The sequence below is a fragment of the Corynebacterium sp. NPDC104732 genome (assembly GCF_055583565.1).
Genome location: NZ_JBVJNS010000004.1, coordinates 23,261 through 44,591, shown reverse-complemented (window position 1 = coordinate 44,591; position 21,331 = coordinate 23,261). Strand labels below are relative to the sequence as shown.

Annotated in this window: 13 protein-coding genes; 6 read left to right on the top strand and 7 right to left on the bottom strand. The window is 56.2% G+C overall.

Translation table 11 applies throughout. The features are described 5' to 3' along the window. Positions 1 to 68: 68 nt before the first annotated feature. From ACZ6ZO_RS04215 to ACZ6ZO_RS04185, 7 genes are all read right to left on the bottom strand, one after another. Positions 69 to 2,360 (bottom strand): choice-of-anchor M domain-containing protein, encoded by a 2,292-nt coding sequence (locus tag ACZ6ZO_RS04215; RefSeq protein ID WP_465290801.1) that lies wholly within the window; start codon positions 2,358 to 2,360, stop codon positions 69 to 71. Beyond that, positions 2,357 to 3,220 (bottom strand): anchored repeat-type ABC transporter permease subunit, encoded by an 864-nt coding sequence (locus tag ACZ6ZO_RS04210; protein ID WP_182385292.1) that lies wholly within the window; start codon positions 3,218 to 3,220, stop codon positions 2,357 to 2,359. The genes ACZ6ZO_RS04215 and ACZ6ZO_RS04210 overlap by 4 nt, the downstream gene beginning before the upstream one ends. Next, positions 3,217 to 3,960 carry an anchored repeat-type ABC transporter ATP-binding subunit gene (locus tag ACZ6ZO_RS04205; protein WP_182385293.1) on the bottom strand — a complete coding sequence of 248 codons (744 nt, stop codon included), beginning with the start codon at positions 3,958 to 3,960 and terminating at the stop codon, positions 3,217 to 3,219. Before ACZ6ZO_RS04205 ends, ACZ6ZO_RS04210 begins: the two co-directional genes overlap by 4 nt. Beyond that, positions 3,957 to 4,877, bottom strand: coding sequence for a choice-of-anchor M domain-containing protein (locus ACZ6ZO_RS04200; protein ID WP_343158569.1), 921 nt, complete (start codon positions 4,875 to 4,877; stop codon positions 3,957 to 3,959). Before ACZ6ZO_RS04200 ends, ACZ6ZO_RS04205 begins: the two co-directional genes overlap by 4 nt. Before the next feature lie 16 nt (positions 4,878 to 4,893). After that, the gene (locus ACZ6ZO_RS04195; protein WP_465290798.1) at positions 4,894 to 6,378 is read right to left on the bottom strand and encodes an anchored repeat ABC transporter, substrate-binding protein; all 1,485 of its coding nucleotides are present in this window, start codon (positions 6,376 to 6,378) and stop codon (positions 4,894 to 4,896) included. 1 nt (position 6,379) lies between these two features. After that, on the bottom strand, positions 6,380 to 7,894 hold the full coding sequence (locus ACZ6ZO_RS04190; protein ID WP_465290796.1) for a choice-of-anchor M domain-containing protein: 1,515 nt from the start codon (positions 7,892 to 7,894) through the stop codon (positions 6,380 to 6,382). A 236-nt stretch (positions 7,895 to 8,130) separates the two neighbouring features. Next, positions 8,131 to 9,477 carry an AI-2E family transporter gene (locus ACZ6ZO_RS04185; RefSeq protein ID WP_465290794.1) on the bottom strand — a complete coding sequence of 449 codons (1,347 nt, stop codon included), beginning with the start codon at positions 9,475 to 9,477 and terminating at the stop codon, positions 8,131 to 8,133. A gap of 281 nt (positions 9,478 to 9,758) precedes the next feature. Here ACZ6ZO_RS04185 and ACZ6ZO_RS04180 point away from each other — a divergent pair, with 281 nt between their 5' ends. The 6 genes from ACZ6ZO_RS04180 to grpE all read left to right on the top strand — a co-directional run bounded on the left by ACZ6ZO_RS04180 (position 9,759) and on the right by grpE (position 21,321). Beyond that, entirely contained in the window at positions 9,759 to 11,249 is a 1,491-nt protein-coding gene (locus tag ACZ6ZO_RS04180) for a SpaH/EbpB family LPXTG-anchored major pilin (protein WP_465290792.1), read from the top strand. Continuing rightward, the gene (locus tag ACZ6ZO_RS04175; protein WP_465290790.1) at positions 11,250 to 12,125 is read left to right on the top strand and encodes a class C sortase; all 876 of its coding nucleotides are present in this window, start codon (positions 11,250 to 11,252) and stop codon (positions 12,123 to 12,125) included. After that, positions 12,118 to 12,825 (top strand): LPXTG cell wall anchor domain-containing protein, encoded by a 708-nt coding sequence (locus ACZ6ZO_RS04170; RefSeq protein WP_465290788.1) that lies wholly within the window; start codon positions 12,118 to 12,120, stop codon positions 12,823 to 12,825. The genes ACZ6ZO_RS04175 and ACZ6ZO_RS04170 overlap by 8 nt, the downstream gene beginning before the upstream one ends. 3 nt (positions 12,826 to 12,828) lie before the next feature. Beyond that, complete coding sequence (locus ACZ6ZO_RS04165) at positions 12,829 to 18,456, top strand: DUF5979 domain-containing protein (protein WP_465290786.1); 5,628 nt, start codon at positions 12,829 to 12,831, stop codon at positions 18,454 to 18,456. Between the two features lie 421 nt (positions 18,457 to 18,877). Then, positions 18,878 to 20,707, top strand: a complete 1,830-nt coding sequence (dnaK, locus tag ACZ6ZO_RS04160; protein ID WP_465290784.1) for a molecular chaperone DnaK — start codon at positions 18,878 to 18,880, stop codon at positions 20,705 to 20,707. Beyond that, a complete protein-coding gene (gene grpE / locus ACZ6ZO_RS04155; RefSeq protein WP_465290782.1) occupies positions 20,707 to 21,321 on the top strand; it encodes a nucleotide exchange factor GrpE in 615 nt (204 codons plus the stop codon). Before dnaK ends, grpE begins: the two co-directional genes overlap by 1 nt. Positions 21,322 to 21,331: the final 10 nt, after the last annotated feature.

Here is a 21,331-nt window from a genome sequence, read left to right as displayed (position 1 = left end):
GATCCTCTAGTTAGATTTCGACAAGGGATGCTCTACCAACCATAGGCCTAAACTACCGCGCGGCTAAATTACATATCCTTCTGCTGAGACTGGACTCCCAGTTGACGCAACGCACGTGCCGTAGCCAAGAACAGACCAAGGCCACCCAGCAAGGACATCAAACCGATACCGATCACGAAACCAGCCAGCCAGCCGCCCGATGTCAGCCCGCCCGTCTGGGCAGAGTTCGTCACCTGAGGGTTCTGAGAATTCTGGTTAGGAGCCGCGGGAACAGGAGTTGACTTCTTCGAAGGCACCCGCTTCGGCGCTACAGTCTGCTTGGTGGGCGCCGCAGAATTCTTCTTCGCCTTGGAATCAGACTTCGCTGCTGGCTTCGAACCGCCACCAGAAGCGGGGGCCTTAGTTCCGCCGCCAGTGCCGCCACCAGCCGAAGCAGGGGCCTTAGAACCACCTGTCTGGGCCTTAGCAGGGGCCGGGCTGTTGTCGCTGTTACCCGTCTTAGCAGCAGGAGCAGCCGCGGCTGGTGCGGTTTTAGCCGTGGTGGAATCCTTAGAGTTCTTATCGGGGTTCATCAGGTGAGACGCCAACTTCAGGCCAACCGCCCCAAGGCCAAGAGCCAAGCCGATGTTTTCCGCGGCCCCGTTACCTTGGGACTTACCGCCTTCGCTAGGAGGCGTTGGGGAGCCAGGGGCTGGGGCTGCTGAAGTGGGATCCGTGGATGGATCCGTTTCATCCGTGCCTGACTCACCCGTGCCTGGCTTATCCGAATTCTGCTCACACGTCGGGGTGGTATCCCGCTCAGGTTGCTCCGAGAGGTTGAGAGTCTTGGGGTCGATGCCCATCGTTTCTGCAGCGTCGTACAGGGCAGAATCGCCAACCATGTAGTAGGCCACGATTTCCGTGTACAGCTTGCCTCCCTGTGCGAGCTCGCCTTCGAAGGAGTAGACCACGCGGTACGCACCTGGCTGGGTGAAGAAGAAGCCCATGTGGTCATGTGCCGTCTTCGGGTAGTGAACCCTTAAGGAAAGATCCTCAGAGTCGAGTGCAATGGTGGTTGAGCTCAAGGAATCATGCGTTGCAATCATTCGCCCAGGACCCTCGACCTTGTCGAGGCCAAGGCGAAGCCCGTCAGCAGTGACGGAGCTGTAGTCGAACTTCTCCGTAGAAAAACCTGGCCATGGCAGCTCGAAATCTTGCTGCTGTGGCAGCACCCAGGCCGCGCACACCCCAAGCTGAGTGGCGATAGCCGACGGGAGCTGGTGCAGCGCGCGATTCGGGACAGCGTAGACGAACTGGGTGGATCGGTGATCGCCATCCACGTCACTGTGCATCTTGGCTTCGGCCTCACGGCCAGCGCCGAACAGACCCATGTCCTGGTGGCCATGCGTGATGATTTTCTTCGGGTTGGAACGCCACAGCAGTTTCTGGACCTGGTCCTTGCTCTGGACGTACACCTCACGTTCGGCTTCACCGGGAGTTGGTGGTGCCGTGGGGTCAGCAGCCTTGCTCAACTCATCACGGATCACCTCAGCGGACCTCTTGATGGGGGCCAGGTTCTTCGTGGTGCCTTCTGGAAGTCCCACCTCTTCATCGGAGCCCACGAGCCACCGGGTGGTCACCTTCGGACCAGTTTCCGTGCTGCCGTCGGTCTTCTTGCCGCTGACCTGCCAGGTGAGGTCGTAGATTCCTGGTTTGCTAAAGGTCCAGCTGTAGTGGCCGTGAGAGCCCACCTGCAGATCAAAATTCATCATCTTGTCTTTGGTGGAGAAGATTCGCTTAGGCTTTTGCACGGACCGGTTGTAGAAGAACAACTCGACGTCGCCTGGGCCTTCTACTTCAGCGAGCGTCATGTTGACCTTGTTGCCCTCAAAGTCCGTGGGCACCTCTAGCTCGTGGTGCTTATCGAAGGCGCCTGCGCCGGCCCACAGCGGGCGCCACGCATCAGTGAAGTCCACTTCCTGTGGAGCCACCCACAGGATGTCCCCTGGCTCGCCGAGGAAGCTGAGGTTGGGGTCGTCGTAAGGCACGACGAGGCGCGAGACCTCATCGCCTTTCTTGTTGGCGTCCGGGGCAAGGCGCATGCAGAGTTCGTCGGCAGGTACTGGCACCTGACCATCCACGATCATGGTCGTGAGTTCACCGTTGTAGTGAGTGGCGTAGATAGCGTCGAAGTGGGCTTGGTACGCGAGCTTGCGCCCGGCACACGGGTGCAGCTCGTTTGTCCCCGCCATCTTCGTATCAGCCGGAAGATTAACACCGAAGCCCCTGTTACCCGGCTTAAATTCGGTTGCCTGAGCAGTAGGAACGAGCGTGGAGAAAGCGAGTAGGCTCGCTGCAACAAAGCTTAAGGTCTTTTTCATGCGGGAATTCCTTTGTTGAAGGTGCGAAGGACGCCATTTTTGGGGGACAGCAACCAACACAGGAAGAAAATGACAGTACAAGTAAGAACAATGGTCGCGCCGGTAGGAAGGTTTGCGGCCCAGGAAAGATAAATACCCAGGAAGCTGCCGATGCCACCGATAGCGGCGGAAAGCAACATCATCACGCCGAGGCGGTCTGTGAGCAACCTTGCCGACGCCGCAGGCGTAATCAGCAACGCGAGAACCAAAATGTTGCCGATTGTGCGGACAGAGATCACCACCGCAGCTGTCACCATCACATACATCACGATGTCCAGCGCAAAAACCGGCAGGCCTTGGGCTCGGGCGGACTCCCGATCCAGGCTCACGGCGACGAGCTCCTTGTTGAAGGCCAGCAGCACAGTGATGACCACCGCACCAACAATGAACACCAAAATGATGTCCGAATCAGGCACACCGTTGATCGACCCGAACAAGAAACTAGTAAGTGAGGCGGTATAGCCGTCTATTCGGGAAATAATCACCAAACCGAGGGCAAAGGCTGCGGCATAGAAAATACCGATCAGTGTATCTTCCTTCACGCGTCGACGCTGTGAGAACACAGCGACCAGCAGGGCCACCACCGTGCCGGCTACCGCCCCACCAATTAGCACAGAACCCTGCAGCGCAAAGGCGATGGCGATGCCGGGGAAGACAGCGTGCGCGACAGCGTCACCGATGAAGGCCATCCCACGCAACACCACGTGCGTACCGACGACGGCACACACCAAGGAACTAAGCACCGAGATCAGCAGCGCCTTGGGGAGAAAAGCGAGAGCCGGATTAGTCAGGTCAGACAGGAACTGAGTGAAAGAGATCATGCGACACCTACAATCCGCAGGAGCGGAGAAGCGGCGGTGATGCCGAACGCTTCCATCCACACGTTTTGATCCTGCAGTTCGTCGGGAGAGCCAGAGGCAATGACTTTCCCATTCAGGAGCACCACTCGGCTACACACCTCCATAGCTTCGGGCAGGTTATGCGTCGACATCACAATCGCGACGCCTTCCTCCGCGAGCTCGTTGAACAACTCCAGCAGCAGTTCCGCGCTAGGCATATCGAGGCCGGTGAACGGTTCGTCGAGAAGCAAAATGTCCGGGTCCGAGGCGAGGGCGCGGGCGACCAAGACGCGCTGGCGCTGGCCACCGGAAAGCTCCCCGATCGGGCGGTCTGCCAGTTCCTGCAGGCGGACACGGCCCAACGCGCGGTCAACTGCCTTGTAGTCATCGACGCGGGGACGACGCAGCCAACCGATCGAACGGGCGCGCCCAGTCATCACAGTGTCATGAATGCTGATGGGGAAATCCCACGCAAACTCATGCCGCTGAGGAACGTATCCAATTCGGTCACGGGCCTTAGCCACCCGCTCACCAGAGATGAGAATGTCACCGGAGGCCATGGGCAACAGCCCAAGAATCGAGCGGAACAGCGTCGTTTTGCCGGCACCGTTGGGGCCAATGAGGCCGACGAACTCGCCAGGGGCGATCTCCAGATCTACGCCCCGCAGTACCTCGCGGCCGGCGAGGTTTACGCACAGATTCGATACTACAAGTGGGGTCACTTCTTGCTCTCCCCGGACACAGCGGCGTTACGACGCCCTGCAGCAGATCGTTTCATCAGCAGGGCACCCAAGATAAGAACAACAGTGACTACGAGCAGCCCGATACCAACCCACAGCACGGTGTTAGAGCCTTGGGATGAGGAGGCAGAGTCTGCGGTTGTCTCCTCCGCGAGCATTTCACCTTCCCAGGTTGCAGCGGCAGCTTCTTCCACCGAAGTATCGCCAACAGCAAACTTCAGGATCTTCGTGTCACGCATCTCGGTTCCGTCAACCTGCTGGACCACGAGTTCCAATGCCACCTGGTGAACACCGGGCTCGGTAAATACCCAGTTGGCGTGGGTGTGTGTATTGATTTCGGCCCACATGGACTGCTGGGTATCGGACGCGGAGGTAAACAGCTGCTGTGGCTTTGCAAAACCACCGGCCTGCAAGAACAGCGTGTATTGGCCGGGGCCTTGGTGGCCGAGGTAGTTCATGGTGACACCGCGGTCAGCGAGCTCCACGACGCTGGGGTGCTGGGTGTTCCAACCCAGCCAGACTACGCCGGGAACTTCTGTCTGCGGAACGACCCACACGTCTTCACCGCCACTAGCACCAGTGAAGTCAAACTCATCTCCCTCGGGCAACGTTGTCAGCGCGTTATCTCCCACTGGGAAAACAACATCCTCGATGTGTCGCCACACAGGCTGCTCCTGGGAATCATCGCGGACGAGGAACTCCAGCTGCCCGTCGATGATCATAGGGCCGAGATCGGCGTGACCTGCATCGATAACCGCAGGGGTGCCGAGAGGCTCGATGACCTCTTGATCTGTGACGGTTTGCTGGAGAGCCGGATCTTGCATGGGGGCCTGAGCCCATGCTGGGGTGGCCGTGACTAGTGCGATAGTTGCAAGTAATGCGGAAAGTCGTTTTTTCATTTGTTGTCCCAAAATGTTAAGCGGTAAGGCATCGGTGTAGCGAGTCTGCGTTGTAGCGCATCATCGCGGTATAACTGTGAATCTCTTCATCGAAGGAATCGCCGTATATGCGGCAAACCTGGATATTGAGGCGGTGAGCCGTCTCGGTCAGGGTGCCGGACCTACGGGCTAGATTCGGTTCCAAGAAAACTGCTGGCACCTGTAGGTTTTCCAACGTGTGCGTGAGGGCAATCAGGTCGCGGGTACTGGCTTCCACACTGGGGTTCGGTGTGACAAACCCTGCGATGCTGATGCCGTAAGCGTCACCGAGGTAGTGGTACCCATCGTGAGTGGTGACCAAGTGGCGACGAGCCTCGGGGATCGCGTTAATCGATTCCCGCATGTACTCATCCACCTCAGCTAGCTCGGCCAAGTATTGGTCGGTGTTACGCTCGTAATCCCGGGCGCCAGCCGGATCCACCGCGATGAGGTGATCGCGAATGAGCTTGACGTAAGCGATGGCGTTGGCCACGTTATGCCACAGGTGCGGGTCGAGCTCGCCATGGACGTGCTTGCCCAAAACTGCCTGCGGGAGCAGGAAGGTTTCTGTCCCTGGTTTTCCTAGGAAGCGGAATTCCGGGGTTCCCGGAATCTGCTGAAGCGTCGTATTTGGCACTGCGATAACGACGTCACCGGTAGCGTGGTCGCCTGAGTCACCGACGATGCTGATACCGCCCGTGTCCACGTTGACGGCGATATCTTCATGCCCCTGGTTGAGGACTTTCTTTCCAGTAGCTTGCGGATTCACGCCCACTGCAAAGGTGACGGTGGCTTCACCGAGGCTCTCTTTGCCATCTAATGTGGCTTGCAGATCAAGGTCATAGATGCCCGGCTTAGTGAAAGACCAGCTCATGTGAGTATGGGCATCCACGGGGAGCGTGGTGTAGTCATTGCCGAAGCCGTCGGCAGAGTTAAAGAAGATTTCCGGGGTACCGAACGTAGACGTGACAAAACCTGTCATATCTCCGGGCCCACGGACCGCTAGCGCGTTGAGCTTCACCTCGGATGCGCGGGTAGCGCCCTTGTCTTTCCCGGTACCGTTGACGCGAAGTCCCAGCCAGATGGAGTCAAGCGTGATGTCTTCGACCAGCGGGATGACTTTTCCGCCGTAGCGGGCAGCTTCCTCTGCCAAGGTAACCACCGGGACACCAGGGCGCACCGATTCATCCACGGTCCTAATCAAACTCTGCGGCTCGAGCAGCATGTAGTTGGTGAAAGCAACGTCGGCGTTGGCGACGTTGCGCACGTCGCGCAGCGTTGGTTCGTGGGTGTGTGGATCAGCGCCGGGTGGCATGAGAGCCGTTACCCGGGCGCGGTCCCCAGCAACATGGCTGGCGAGATCATACAGAATCGGGGTGGTCACCACCACGTCCGTAATCCCGTCATCGCGCTGGGGGACGGCCTGCGACGAACACGCAGTTAGAGCACAGGCGGCTAGGGCCGCTACCAATTTCTGTTTCACGTTAGAACCAACGGAAGTAACGACCAGTAAAGACGAAGCCAGCACCAAGGGTGAGGACACCCAGCGCCAAAATCGCGATTGGGAGTGTCATGACCGTAAGGCCGGTGTTCGGGAGGGACTTCCCATTAACTGCGCCACCGGCTTGGCCACCACCACAGTTGCTGGAGGTCTTGATCTCTGAACCGAAGTCGAAGTGACCTTCCGTCGCAGAGCCGGCTTCATTTCCGACTTCAAACGTCAACGTTCCAGCGCCAGACGTGGTGCTGCCATCATTGAGCTGTACGGTCTGCGTCAGTTCCACGTGGTACGTACCAGGTGCTGAGAAAACCCAGTTCGGGTGCACGTGGCTGTTGCGCGGCACGACGATCTGCCCACTGCCCTGCCCGTTTTCGGCGCGGAACCATTCTTCACCGACCACATTGCCCAGGTTGCCTTGTGTGAAGACAAACATGTTTCCTGGACCCGAGAAGCTCGTGAGTGACCACGTAACGTCCCCGGAAGCGTGCTCGAGCAGCGAAGGGTTCATCGTGTTTACACCAAGCCATGGCACGTTCGGCTCTTGCGTCGCACCGATCATGTAGGCCTCACCGGCCGGAACCGGTCCGAGAGAATCGGGCAAGTTCTTCTTCGCAGCGGCACCGAGGTTGAACGTTTCGCTGTCGGGGCGCTTCCACACTGCTGGCGACTGACGGTCATCCTTCAGCAGCGGGATCAGCTTCAGGCATTCCTTCGGCGTAGCAGCAGTTTCATTGTTTGCTGAGGCACCGCTTTTCGAGGTCTTCTCTGCTGTAGCCCGCCCGGAATCGGTGGTGACATCGCTGACCGTGGCATTCGTTCCATAGTTGGTTGCTGCAGCCGGGGTGGCGTCGCCACCGCTGCCCACAATCCACTTGTAAGCAGCGCTATTGGAAGTGGTGGTGCCATCTGCGATAGCTTGCACAGTCATCTCGTAGGTGCCAGGCTCTGTAAACGCCCAGTTAGCGTGGGTGTGACCAGGCTGTGCCTGGGTAACCACGCTGCCACTACTAAGCTCATAGGATCCGTTGGTGGTCATGGCACTGAGGGAGCCAAGGTTCTGGTTGAAAAGGTAGACAGAGCCCGGCCCAGAGATCGAGGTGAATTTCAGATCAACTGAAGTGAATCCACCATCGCGCACACCGTTGGTGTCCCAACCTGGCCACAGCAAGTTTGGATCTTGGGTTTGTGGCAGGAAGTAGGTTTGTTTACCAATTTCGGGCACGGACTCGGTAGCGCTGCTTAGCGCAGAATCTTTCACACCCAGAACCACGTCTTCTGGTGCGTGTCGTACGTTGTGGCCGGTGACGTCTTCTTTGAGGTCGAGGAGGAGCGAGCCACCCTCTGCCGTCACGTGAAAGGCATCCACATGGCCCTCGTCGAGGGTGAGGCTTTGCGCTCGGGCCGGGGGAGTGGTGAAGATGCTAATGCTGAAGCACAGCGCAACGCTTGCTAATAGCGCGAGTATGGAGCGGATCCAGTGAGTCCGTGGCAGTGGCATCCGAGGCCTTTCATTTCAGTTTTCTAAAAACTACTTTCGTTAAGCTACGCGGATTAAAAATCGCTGTCAATATTGACCCCTTAGCGATTTTCAACAAAAGTTAACTATTGAAAACGAGAAGTCTTCTCCTGCAGATTTTGACCTAGGGTGATTGTTTTGTGGTGAAAAGCAAAAACCGCTCACCGAGCTTTTGGGGATACTCGGTGAGCGGTCTGTTAGACAATAAGAAGTGACTTCTACTCTTCCTCTACGTTGACTGCCAGGTTGTCAGACTTCTCTCTTGTCTTGGAGGAGTGGCGGCCGAGCTTGCTGAATCGCTCACGAATTGCTTCAAAAGCATCTTCGGCAGAGTTGGTGTTGCCAGCTGAACGAGCTGTCTCAATTTTAATGTCATCCACGGTGAGCTCCCCGGATCGCAGTGAGACCAGATCGGCGTGGTAACGCAGCCACACCGCAATGGAAGCTGCAATAGGGACGGCCAAGAATGCGCCGACGATTCCGAACAGGCTTGAACCCACAGTCACGGACAGCAGAACGATGGCTGGGTGCAGGTTCATGGCCTTGGACTGCAGGATTGGGGACAGAACGTTGCCCTCCAGCTGCTGCACCAAGATGACCAGCGCGAGAACGATAATCGCGGTGGTGAGCCCATTGGATACCAAAGCAACCAGCACTGCCAAAGCGCCAGCAGCGACCGCACCCACGATCGGGATGAAACCGGCGAAGAACGTGAGTACCGCGAGGACGAAGGCAAGGGGAACCCCGAGTACTACCAGGCCGAGCCCGATGATGACGGCGTCGATAAGCGACACTGCCGCCTGCGCGCGGATGTAACCCGCAAGCGTATTCCATGTACGCATCAGCACCTCGGTCAGGTGCCAACCCGTATTCGTGCCCGCGGTGCGACGCACCCACGGCAGGAAGCGATCGCCGTCTTTCAGGAAGAAGAAGGTGAGGACCAACATGACACCGAGGGTGACCAGCACGGACGAGGCGGTTGATACGCCTTGTGCAACGCCTGATGCGATGCCGGACGCCTGTTCCTGCACCTTCACCATGATGTCATTCAGGAACCCCGTTACCTGGTCAATCTTGAGGTTGAACGGTGGGCCTTGCACCCAGCTTTCCAACTTCACCAGGCCTTCGGAGGCGCGGTCAACGAGTTCCTTCGACTGGTTGGCGATGCTCGGCGCCATGGCGGTGAAAGTCCCCACAATCACGCCGATGCTCAAGAGCAAAACGGTGCTCACTGCGAGGCCGGACGACCACTTCTTGCTGCGCAGCCACTTCACCGGTGGCCACAACACCGTGGACACCAGGATGGCAAGCAAGATGGGGAGCAGTCCTGTCCAGACCTGTCCCAGGCCTTTCCACAGAATGAAGCCAGCCACTGCGAGGATGATGAAACGAAGCGCCCAGCCGGCTAACCAGCGGCCATCCTGGCCCAGGATCGCTGCGCGATCAATGAATTCACCTTTAACACGTTTGGTCGTGGGAACTTCAGCAGCTGACTCAACAACTTCAAGCGGATCCAAGGCGTGATCAGGCGTAGCGCCCGTTCCTGTTGTGTTATCAGCTCTCATAAGTGTCTCCCATACTTTTGGTCAGGTGAACAATGCAGAGACGAGTCTAGTGGATGAAGCCACTGTGACATTACTTAAACAAAAACGTGTGGATTTATAGACCCTACCCGTTATCCAGCGGATTTAAGGAGGCCTGCTACAGATGCATATTTGGGGGTAGGGACTAGGGGGTCTGGTTGTTGAATTGCCAGCAAACTCTTATTAGTCTCCCCAAAAGAATATATTTTTAGGGGCAGAGCCTGGCACTGGTTCAACCCTTCGGAAAATTAGAGAGAGACCGCATGAACCTTCGCAAGCGCACCTTCGCGGCCCTGTTCGCCGCCTCGCTGGCCTTTTCCGCGACACCCGTCGTGATCGCCCAGGAGACGGAAGTAAATACCCCAGCAGCAGCCATCCCGGCCATCCCTGAGAAGGTGACGCTGAAGATTCACAAGCTTAAAGGGCTAGAAACCAAGAACCCCTCGAATGGTCTTCCACTGGAACAGAACCCAGACGGTACCGAAGCTGTCACCGGTGTGAAATTCACCGTATCTAAAGTCAAAGGCATCGACCTCACCACCGATGCGGGCTGGAAGCAACTAAAAGACCAGACCCCGGAGAGTGTCAAAGGTCGAGTTGAAAATCCTACCCAGATCACTACTGAAAAAGGCGTTGCTACCGCAGAAGGCCTTGCCCCTGGTCTCTACCTGGTGGAAGAAGAAGCAAACCCAAAGGACAACGACGGTAACGCGTTGGTGAAGTCTGCGCCATTCCTCATCACTTTGCCGATGACGCACCCCACCGAGCGCACGCGCTGGCTGAATGAGGTGCACGTGTACCCGAAGAACCAGGCGACAGAAAAGCCAGTGAAGAAGATCGCGTCGCAGGGGCCGGTGAACGTGGGGGACACCATCACCTACACCATCGAATCTGTAATCCCGACCCTGCCAGAAGGTAAACCTTTGACCGGCTACAACGTGCTCGATCGTCTGCCGAAAGAGCTCGCTAATGGGAAGGTGGTCAAGGTTGAGCTGGACGAAAAAGACTTCTCCTACTACGTGGAAAACAAATACACCGTCGATGCCAAAGGTAACGCCTTGATGGTGAGGGTGACGCCAAGCGAACTCTCGAAACTGACCGCTGGCGCCAAGTTTAAGGTGACCATCGAAGCAACAGTTAAAAATATTGCAGAAGGAATCATTGAAAATGAAGCCTTCGTGCTGCCGAACGATCCTGGCACCGATTACGACATTGAGAACGGCCCGGTGCCGAACCCCTCCAATAATGTGGAGTCCATCTATGGTCAGGTGGATATTGTTAAGCAAGGCGAGGATGAGAACACGAAGCTGGAGGACGCAACTTTCCAGCTGTACCGCTGCAATGGCAATAACAAAGCCGTGGAGGAACCGATCAAGGTCGGCGGGAAGACGGACTTTGTGACCGATAAAGACGGAAAGGTTTCCATTTCTGGTATTCACCTGGGCAACTACTCACCAGATGATTCTGGTACCGATGTTTACACTGACGTTTGGGCTGGTAAAGGTGAGAACTTCTGCCTGGTGGAAACCAAGGCTCCGGATGGATACGAACTGCTGGCTGAGCCGGTAAAGGTCGAGCTTGCGGGTAGTGTTGATGAGTCTCAACCAGTAATAATCAAGAACGTTAAGCACAACGGTGGCTTCAACCTGCCGATGACTGGTGGGATCGGTACTTGGGTGAGCATTATCGCCGGTTTGCTGGGATTAGCGGCTGCAGCGTTCTACTTCTTTGCACCCCGCCGCAACAAGAACTAGATGGGAAAGCATCAACTAGTCACTGAGCAGCGCCCCGCACGGCCACGACACCGTGCGCTCGTGGCGCTGTTCATTGCGCTTGTTTCACTTGCCGTCATGGTTTACCCAGTCGCAGTGACGTATTACAACAACACTCGTCAGGCGAAGGTTGCCGAAGTGAACCGTGCTGCGCAGCAGGCACTCAACCCTGCAGAGCGGAAGATGTGGCTCGAATCGGCGAGAGAATACAACGAGACCGAAACCAATCAACCCATCTTGGACCCGTGGCTCGCTCGCGTTTCTAAGGACAACGCGCCATACCGTAACTACCTTGATGAGCTTGCGTCAAGTGAAATCATGGCGACATTGACCATCCCCAGCATCAAAAGTGAACTTCCGATCTATCACGGTACTGATACGGAAACATTAGAGCGGGGCATCGGACACCTGTATGGGTCGGCGCTGCCGGTCGGCGGTGAAGGCACCCATTCAGTGCTCACGGGGCACACCGGTCTGACATCAGCCACGTTGTTTGACAAGCTCGACAAGGTTGCGGTGGGGGATGCGTTCTTCATCGACGTGATGGGGGAAACCCTCAAATACGAAGTGGAGAGCATCCAAATTGTGCTGCCGGAAGAAACAGAAAGTCTCGCAGCTCAACCGGGGCGAGACCTAGTGACCCTCATTACCTGCACCCCATACGCAGTAAACACGCACCGATTGCTCGTGCACGGCCAACGCGTTCCATACGACCCAGTCAAGGATGTCGATTACGCCGGAAAAATCGCGGTGTGGCAGACCTGGATGTGGGTCGTGGTCGCCATCGTGGTGCTCGCCCTGGCTGTTATTACCTTCCTCATTCTTCGTGGACGTGCCCAAAGGAGGCAAGATGCGTAGAGGTTTTGCTGCCTTGATGGCCACCGTGGCCCTCATATCCACCCCGACGATGACTGCCACTGCGGTAGAACTCTTCCCCGCAACCGCACGGGCCTCGCTCGCGGATATCGCCACCGGTAACATCCACATCGTGCTCACACCGGGGAACCCTTACGACGACAAACCATCTCGCCCGATCGCTAGGGTCCCGGTGGGGATCAAACACCTTGATTTCGACCTGAACAACCCGGACGACATCGCACGTCTTGAACAAGCAACGATGGCTGAGCTCGTCGATAAGGCAGCTAACTTACCTTTCCTCCTCATCGACAACACTGACCACAACGGAGAAGTCACCTTCCGCGACCTGAGTGCCGGTATATATTTGGTCGCCTCGCCGCTTACCGACGCCGACTTCCACCCACTCGTTGTCTCCGTTCCTGCCTGGGACAAGGAAGCCAAGACGTGGCGCGCCACCGCGGAAGCTCGTCCAAAGCCACGTCCGAAATCCCCCGAGCCCGCCCCTTACCTTCCGCCGAGGATTACCACAGTTGATCCGCCGCAGTCCGTGCCATCCCATCCGGCTACTGAAGAGCAGCATCGGAATAAAGGGCTCGGACGCTTGGCCCAAACAGGTGCCAGCGTGCTCGGGGTAGTGGGGATTGCCCTAGCTCTCCTGGTGCTGGGTGTCATGATAGTGCGACGAAACAAAAGGAATTAAGCAATGAGCATTACGAAACGAATCGCAGCGCTCTTAGCCACGCTGTTCATGGCACTTACGATCCTCGTGGTTCCGCAGGCAATAAATCCTCCGAAAGCAGAGGCACAAACTTCTGTTGCGGGTGAATGTGGCGCCACAGTCGCATTCGTTGTTGACCTTTCTAATTCCTTGTCTAACGCGGACGTGTCAAACTTGAAAAGGGCTCTGGCATCGATGATTAATTCCCTAGCGGGAGCCCCATACAATATCGGTGTCTACACCTTTGCTAGTAAAGCGCCGGCTGCGGGCGTACAAAACACAAATTTGAATGCGGTGTCCTTGCAGGACCAAGCAGCAGTACAACAACTGTTAGATAAAGTCGGCGCACTAGAACTTCCCGGTAATGTTTCTGCTCGAGAAGGTGGCACAAACTGGGAAGGTGGCCTCGAACGGGTCGCGGAAGATATTGAGCTGGGAACCAAATATGACATCGTCTATTTCATTACCGACGGTAAACCCACCTTCGATAATTACGGCATCAACTACAAGGGAAATTCCACCGAGCAAAAAGAACTGGACAATGCTATTGACCAGAAAAAACGCATTGAAAAGCTTGGCGGAAAGATTATTCCAGTCGGTGTCGGTGCCGTTGGCTCAACGGAAAAACAGCCAATTTATGAGCTCAGGCAATACCAGGAACCGGTGATCATAGGATACCGCTCCGATCTAACTGGCTACGATTGGCTAGGGCGTCCAATTTATGAAGATATTCCGGTGTATGAAAACCGAAGGGTGACGCGATGGGAAGAAGTTGACCGGAAAACCAACCGTGAGATGCTGGGATCCATCGCAACCGATGATTCGAAAACTATTATCGCACGGGACTACCAGGCCCTCCCGGGGGAATTGCAGTCTAACTTTGTTACCGGATGTCTCTTCGTTAATAAAAACATCGTCGATAACGATGGAAATCTGCTTGAAAAAGGTGCAGACTGGAAATTTGATCTGCAGCCGCTCAACTTCTCGGGCACCCGGAGAACCTTAAGCACTGATCAAACAGGCGTGGCCCTCACCGCTTTTGACCACATTACTTCGTCCTCTCGCGTCGCCATTACCGAGCAGCAGCAAGAGGGGTTCCGGCTGCGGAAAGCAACATGCACCGCCTACAAACCAGGCCAGCAAAAAACTGAAGTGCGGGTATCGCTGACAGGAAACAAGCTAGAAGTCCCGCTTGATCCTGCCAAAATCACTTCCTGTACTTTCGAAAATCTCCCTAGTGTTCCCATGTCCTTGGGCAAGGAAGTTGTGGTTACTGACCCAGTGCTACAACAGCGTCTGCATGACGCAACCTTTGATTTCACCTACACCTGTACCAAGGATCGTGACACCGTCGCTACTGGCGAGATGAAAGGAATGAAAAACGGGGAGCGTCGTTCCATCGGCACAGTGCCATTGGGGACTTCCTGCACGATTAAGGAAACCAAGCCACGGACCGAGCCGGAGCTTTACAGCGTTGCCACCAGCTGGAAAGGCACAAACACCATCGGTCAAGAGACCTCTGGGGACGGGTTGACTCACAAAGTCAAACCCGACCCGGAAGCCTACGTTAAAACGGGCGAAGCGGCCGTGACGGCCGTCAATACCTATTCCCCTAAGATGAAAAAGATTCAACTTAGCAAAGTGATTCCTAATCGGGATCAGCTGCCTGCCTCACAGGTACCGCAGCAGTTCCCGGTGCGCTACGCCTGCCGGTATGTGCCAACAGCCAAAGACCGTCCGGATCAAGGCTCGCCAGTCAACCCGCCATTCGTCGCAGATGGCACCGTCCTCGTTCCACTCGATGGCACCGCTGAGATCGGGCCATTCCCTGTAGGAACCCAATGTGGATTGACTGAGACGAGTACTGACGGTAACCCAGTGAGCATTCCAGGGTTTGACCTCGATACCAGCTGGCAATCCAATGCATGTGATAAACCCGGGGACGCAACCGCTGGGGGACTTAACCAATGCGGTACGAACTACGTATGGCTTAACCCAGTAGCCGGCGAAACCCAGGCCGCAGTAGCGGTAGAGAATAAGTACACGCGTCAAAAAGGCAACCTTGTTATTGAAAAGACGTTGTCTGGTGATGCCGCGCGAGCAGGCAGCGCAACAGAATTCCTGTTCGATGTCACTTGTACCCAAGAAGGCGTGACTGCGTACGGCCCGAAAGAAATCAGAGTTCGAGGTGGGCAGAGCACCCGTCTAGAAGACGTGCCAGTGGGAACCACCTGTACCGTGCGGGAGAAGGACGTCACGATCGAAAACGTTGATGTGGTCAAACCTGCCGAAGGACGCGCAGTGATCACTCCGATCGGTAGCAACGATGCCACCGTGGTGATGAACAACGAACTGACTTACCGTAAGGCCCCGGTGTCTCTGACTAAGACCGTTGACGTGACGCAAGTACGGAACGTGGAGCGGGTGGGGGAGCTCACCGCTGCTCGATTTGACGTCACCGCACAATGTACAGTCCCTGGTGAAGAAGCTCCTCGTGAACTGTCCCACACAATGTCGGATGGGGAAACGTGGCAGCTGGGACAATTCCCCATCGGGACACGGTGCGTATTCAAAGAAGAATACGAAGCACCTGAAAACATCGAGTTCAACCACCACTTTGAACCTGACACCGCTACAGTGCGCTCTGAAACAGGCGAAAAAGTAACCCTGACTAATAGCTTTGCCACCCCGACGGGCGATCTAAAAATAACCAAGCACGTGACCATGGTGAGCGGTGAGGTAGCAGACATTGCTACGTTTGTGCCCAAGTCCTTCAACATGCGACTAACCTGCGGCACCCGGACTGAAACCTTCTCCGTAACCGACAATGCTACGCACACCGTGCCGCAGCTCACCTCGGGTGAAACCTGTACCCTTACGGAACTCGCTTCCGATCCGGCAGAGCTTAAACGCACCACAACAATCACCGGGCAGGATGGAACAACCCAGGAGAGTGCGGAAGGACCGAGCTATACCTTCCAGGTTCCGGACGAGGGCGGAGCGCTCGCCCTCCAAGTCGACAACACCTATGAACCAGCTATGACGACCATGGCCGTCGAAAAGCAGGCACACCTGACCTATGCTGACGGCAGCTCCGTACCGGAATCGGTGCATGGCGCCTTCCTTAAGGACAGAAAATTCGACTTCACCTATACCTGTAAACGTGGCGAAACCGTTTTGGTTCGAGAGCGCGGATTCGAATTGAGTCACGGCGAGTCCAAAGAGATCTCCGTGCCCGTGGGATCCGACTGCACAGTCACGGAAAACCCGCTGAAAATCACAGGCGCAAGCGGCCCAACCATCAGCGCGGCCGGTGATGCAACACTGGAAAACAGCACCTTAACCTTTGCCAAGGTAAGCACGCCGAAGAAAGCCACCGTGACCAACGCTTACGTTGTAGAAACTGGTGCCTTCAATATGAAAAAGAAGGTGGACGGCGACGGTGTCGCCACCATCGGGCGTGACCGTAAATTCACCTTCAACTACAAGTGTGAATACCAAGGTGATGTCCTCAAGGAAGGAACCTGGCAGCTCGGGCGTTTCGACAGTGGCACCATTGCCCGCGTCGACAACCTGCCTGTTGGAACCACCTGCACAGTGATCGAAGATAACGCTTCAGCGGTAGAAACTGACGCAGATTGGTCCGTGCGATGGAACATCTCCGAACAAGCAGACGGCTACGGTGAAGAAACATCGTGTGACAACCGCAGCAGCTGTCAGACAGCTGACAATCAGGCAACAATCACCATTGTTCCGAAAGAAACAACTGCCGAAGGTGGGGTTCATGAGCAAGGCGCCTTGGTGGCGTGGAATACCTACCACTACCACCAAGTCAACTTGAAACTAGCGAAGAAGCTGACAGGTGACGGTCCAGACATTGCTCAAGGCGATACCTTCACCATGAAGCTGGAATGCACCGACCCCCGAAAAGCAGTCCTTCCTTTCGAGCTTCCGGACAACACGAATATTCAAACTGTGGAGATTACTGGCGCGGGAGAAATTCAACTGCCGAAGCAAGTTACCGCAGGGTGGAACTGTCGCCTGACAGAACAGCCAGTCAACCGCCATGACGCATCAGTCACCGCATCGTTCGAAGGTGCGACATTAAACGGTGATGGCACCTTCGGGGATTCTGGTGTCACAGGGACTTTCACCGTGCAAAGCGGCAAAGATTCCACGCAAGTTGTCACCGTCGTTAATGATTACCAGCGTGAACGAGCAGAGCTGCAGCTGACCAAACAACTCGTAGGCGAACAACAAAACAACGTCAATGACTACCTCAACAATCGCGAAACCTTTGCCGTGACCTGGGAATGTGCCGATACCGTGGCGGAAGGTAAAACCTACAGTGGCACCGCGCAGGTGCCATCAGACGGGACAGCGGTTTCTATCACCTTGGCAGATGGTAGAAACCTGCCGGCATCCGCCATCTGTAAATTCACAGAGAACGACGAGGACAAAATCCCCGAAGAATCCAAAAAAACTGTGCACAGCTACCACAGCGTGCAAGTTCGTGTCGGTGACCAGCAAGTCCCCTCAGTAGCAGGCGATAAGACAGTCTCGGAGGTGCCGTTAACCAACGAAGCCGTCACCAGCGTTGACTTCAAAAACTCCTACTGGGTGAACACCGAGTACTTCGGACTGGAGAAAGCCGTCGAAGGCGATCCAAAGAATAAAGTGTTCCCTGCCGACACTGCTTTCCAGTTCACCTTCCGCTGCAAAATCGACGGTCTGCTACCGGGGCAACCGATGCCAAAGGTGATCGGAAGTAACCTCCAATACGAGAAAAACGAGATTAGTGGCGAGTTCGTGCTGACGATGGGCAAGACGTGGAGCCCGGGTGCACTCCCCGAAGGGTCGCAATGCTGGGTGAAAGAAAAACCACTCCCAGAAGCACTGCAGAAGAAACTGGAGGAAGAGAACCTGCGGATGCAGGCTAACTACGTCCACCTCAACGAAGACCGCTACGGGGCTGGCACCAGCGAACCCGTAACAAATCCGACACTGAAAGATCGAATCGGCGACGCCACACGCATCCCGCTGGTGAACGACGAAGTACCGCTGAGTGATAAAGACGGCCGCTTCGCTCTCCTCGTGAATAGCTTGTACCGCACCGACGGCAAAGTAGTGGTGAAAAAAGTTGATCCTGACGGCAAACCACTCGAAGGGGCAAAGTTTGCCATCTACCAGGCTGGAACAGGCGATAAACCCGAAGGAGAACCACTTTTCGCTGACCTCGGATTTGATGGAAACGATCCAACAAAATTCCAGTTAGAGCTAAAACCGGGAAGCTACTACCTTGTTGAAACCCGCTCCGGGACCGGATCACAGCTACTGGCGCAGCCATGGCGGTTCAATGTCGAGGCCACCAACAAGGACAATGTGTTGGAGGACCTAAAGTTCACACTTTCCGCACACTCGGAAAACTCTGGACTGGTTGAACTTAAGCAACCGGAGAACGAAAACGACCCTTGGGTGATTCAGGTAGCTAACGTGCAGGCCGGATCACTACCAAAGACCGGTGGAGAATGGCTGCCACGAGCCTATGGCTTCGCCGCAATCCTGCTGCTTATGGCAACGGGGCTATTCATTAGCTCGCGACGCCGCAGCTAAAAACCGATATTCGGGTTAGCAGTTCACTCACGAGCTGCTAACCCGTTTCTGTAGTGCGGATAGCTTTTTTGTTGCTGAAATCCAATACCCTACGCCTATCCCGTTTCCTGTCCAGGGAATATGGTCATCAACGTGATAGGGATTTGATCCTGAGGTTCAAATCCCTATCCCTCTTTCCGCAACAGTCCTGTAGTTTTCAGTGTGGTCAGTTGTTGGTGGGGGATGGCCGTCGTGAAGCAAGTGCGTTAACCTGCGGAAACAAAAAAGTTGAGTCAAGTGGGAACAAGTTCGCCGTGTGGTGCGTTGTGACTAGTGAACAGGTTGAGTGACACCGACTCAAGGTATCTGGTAGGGTGACTCCAGAAGTTGAGTACAGTGCAGTCAACGTTGCACAACTTTCAATAAACACAGGAGGAAAAATATGGGACGCGCAGTAGGTATTGACCTCGGAACCACCAACTCGGTCGTATCCGTGCTGGAAGGTGGCGAACCAGTAGTTATCGCTAACGCAGAAGGTGCTCGCACCACCCCGTCCGTCGTTGCTTTTGCAAAAAACGGTGAGGTGCTCGTCGGCCAGTCTGCAAAGAACCAGGCGGTCACCAACGTTGACCGCACCATCCGCTCCGTCAAGCGCCACATCGGCACTGACTGGACCGTCAGCATCGATGATAAGAAGTACACCCCACAGGAGATCTCCGCTCGCACGCTGATGAAGCTCAAGCGTGACGCGGAAGCATACCTGGGTGAAGAGGTCACCGACGCTGTCATTACCGTTCCGGCATACTTCGAAGACTCTCAGCGTCAGGCCACCAAGGAAGCTGGCCAGATCGCAGGTCTGAACGTGCTGCGCATCGTCAACGAGCCAACCGCCGCTGCACTGGCATACGGCCTGGAAAAGGGTGACAAGGAACAGACCATCCTCGTTTTCGACCTCGGTGGCGGTACCTTCGACGTCTCCTTGCTGGAAATCGGCGACGGCGTCGTGGAAGTTCGTGCCACCTCCGGTGACAACGAGCTCGGTGGCGACGACTGGGATCAGCGCATCGTCGACTGGCTGGTGGAGAAGTTCAAGGCTGCCAACGGTATCGACCTGACCAAGGACAAGATGGCCCTGCAGCGTCTGCGCGAAGCAGCTGAGAAGGCGAAGATCGAGCTGTCTGCTTCCCAGTCCGCAAACATCAACCTGCCTTACATCACCGTTGATGCGGAAAAGAACCCACTGTTCCTGGACGAGACCCTCTCTCGCACCGAGTTCCAGCGCATCACCCAGGACCTGCTGGACCGCACCAAGGCACCATTCAACCAGGTGATCAAGGACGCCGAGCTGTCCATCTCTGACATTGACCACGTGGTCCTCGTCGGTGGCTCCACCCGTATGCCAGCTGTCACCGACTTGGTCAAGGAACTCACCGGTGGCCGCGAGCCAAACAAGGGCGTCAACCCGGACGAGGTCGTCGCAGTCGGCGCAGCTCTCCAGGCCGGCGTGCTGCGTGGCGAGGTTAAGGACGTGCTGCTTCTCGACGTCACCCCGCTCTCGCTCGGTATCGAAACCAAGGGTGGCGTGATGACCAAGCTGATCGAGCGCAACACCACCATCCCAACCAAGCGTTCCGAGACCTTCACCACTGCGGAAGACAACCAGCCTTCCGTTCAGATCCAGGTCTTCCAGGGCGAGCGTGAGATGGCCGCAGCTAACAAGCTGCTCGGTTCCTTCGAACTCGGTGGCATTGCACCTGCACCACGTGGCGTGCCACAGATCGAGGTCACCTTTGACATTGACGCCAACGGCATCGTCCACGTCACCGCAAAGGACAAGGGCACCGGCAAAGAAAATACCATCAAGATCCAGGACGGTTCCGGTCTGTCTCAGGAAGAAATCGATCGCATGATCAAGGACGCTGAGGCACACGCGGAAGAGGACAAGAAGCGTCGTGAAGAGCAGGAAGTCCGCAACTCTGCGGAATCCCTGGCCTACCAGACCCGCAAGTTCATGGAGGACAACACCGACAAGGTCTCCGATGAGATCAAGGGCAAAGTAGAGGACGCAGCCAAGGCTGTGGACGAAGCTCTCAAGGGTGACGACATCGAAGCCATCAAGTCCGCAGTGGAGAACCTGAACAAGGAATCCCAGGAGCTGGGCAAGGCCATCTACGAGGCGCAGGCTGCAGAAGCAGGTGCCGCTGAGGCTGGCGCAACCGACGACGGCGTTGTTGACGCTGAGGTCATCGACGAGGAAGAAGAGAAGAAGTAATGACTGAGCCGAATCGCGACATGTCGCAAGACCCCGGCGATCCAGAGATCACCGATACGGAAGCCACCTCCCCGGAGGCCGCTGAAGCTGAAGCGGCTGCCGCTGAGGAGGCTCAGGCAGAAGCTGATCTCGAAGCCCAGGTCAACGAGGCACTTGCCGACGTCGACCTCGACGACGACGGCGCTGTCTCTACGGCCGAGGCTGAGCTCGCTGAGCGCACCGAAGATCTGCTGCGGATGACCGCCGAGTACGCGAACTACCGCAAGCGCACCGAGCGTGACCGGAAAGTGGCTATCGACACGGCCAAAGCCAAGGTGATCGAAAAGTTCCTACCGATCCTCGATGACCTGGAGCTAGCCGAAAAACACGGTGACCTGGAAGCAGGGCCACTCAAGGCCTTCGCCGACAAGTTCACTAACACCATTACCGCCGAAGGCCTCGTAGCCTTCGGTGCGGAAGGTGACGAGTTTGATCCAGAACGCCACGAAGCTGTCCAGGATCTATCCAGCGGTGAAGAAAAGGTCATCGGCACGGTACTGCGCAAGGGTTACCTCGTTGGGGAGCGCCTCGTGCGCACCGCAATGGTGATCATCGCAGACCCAGCTGAGGCCTAACATCGGGCTT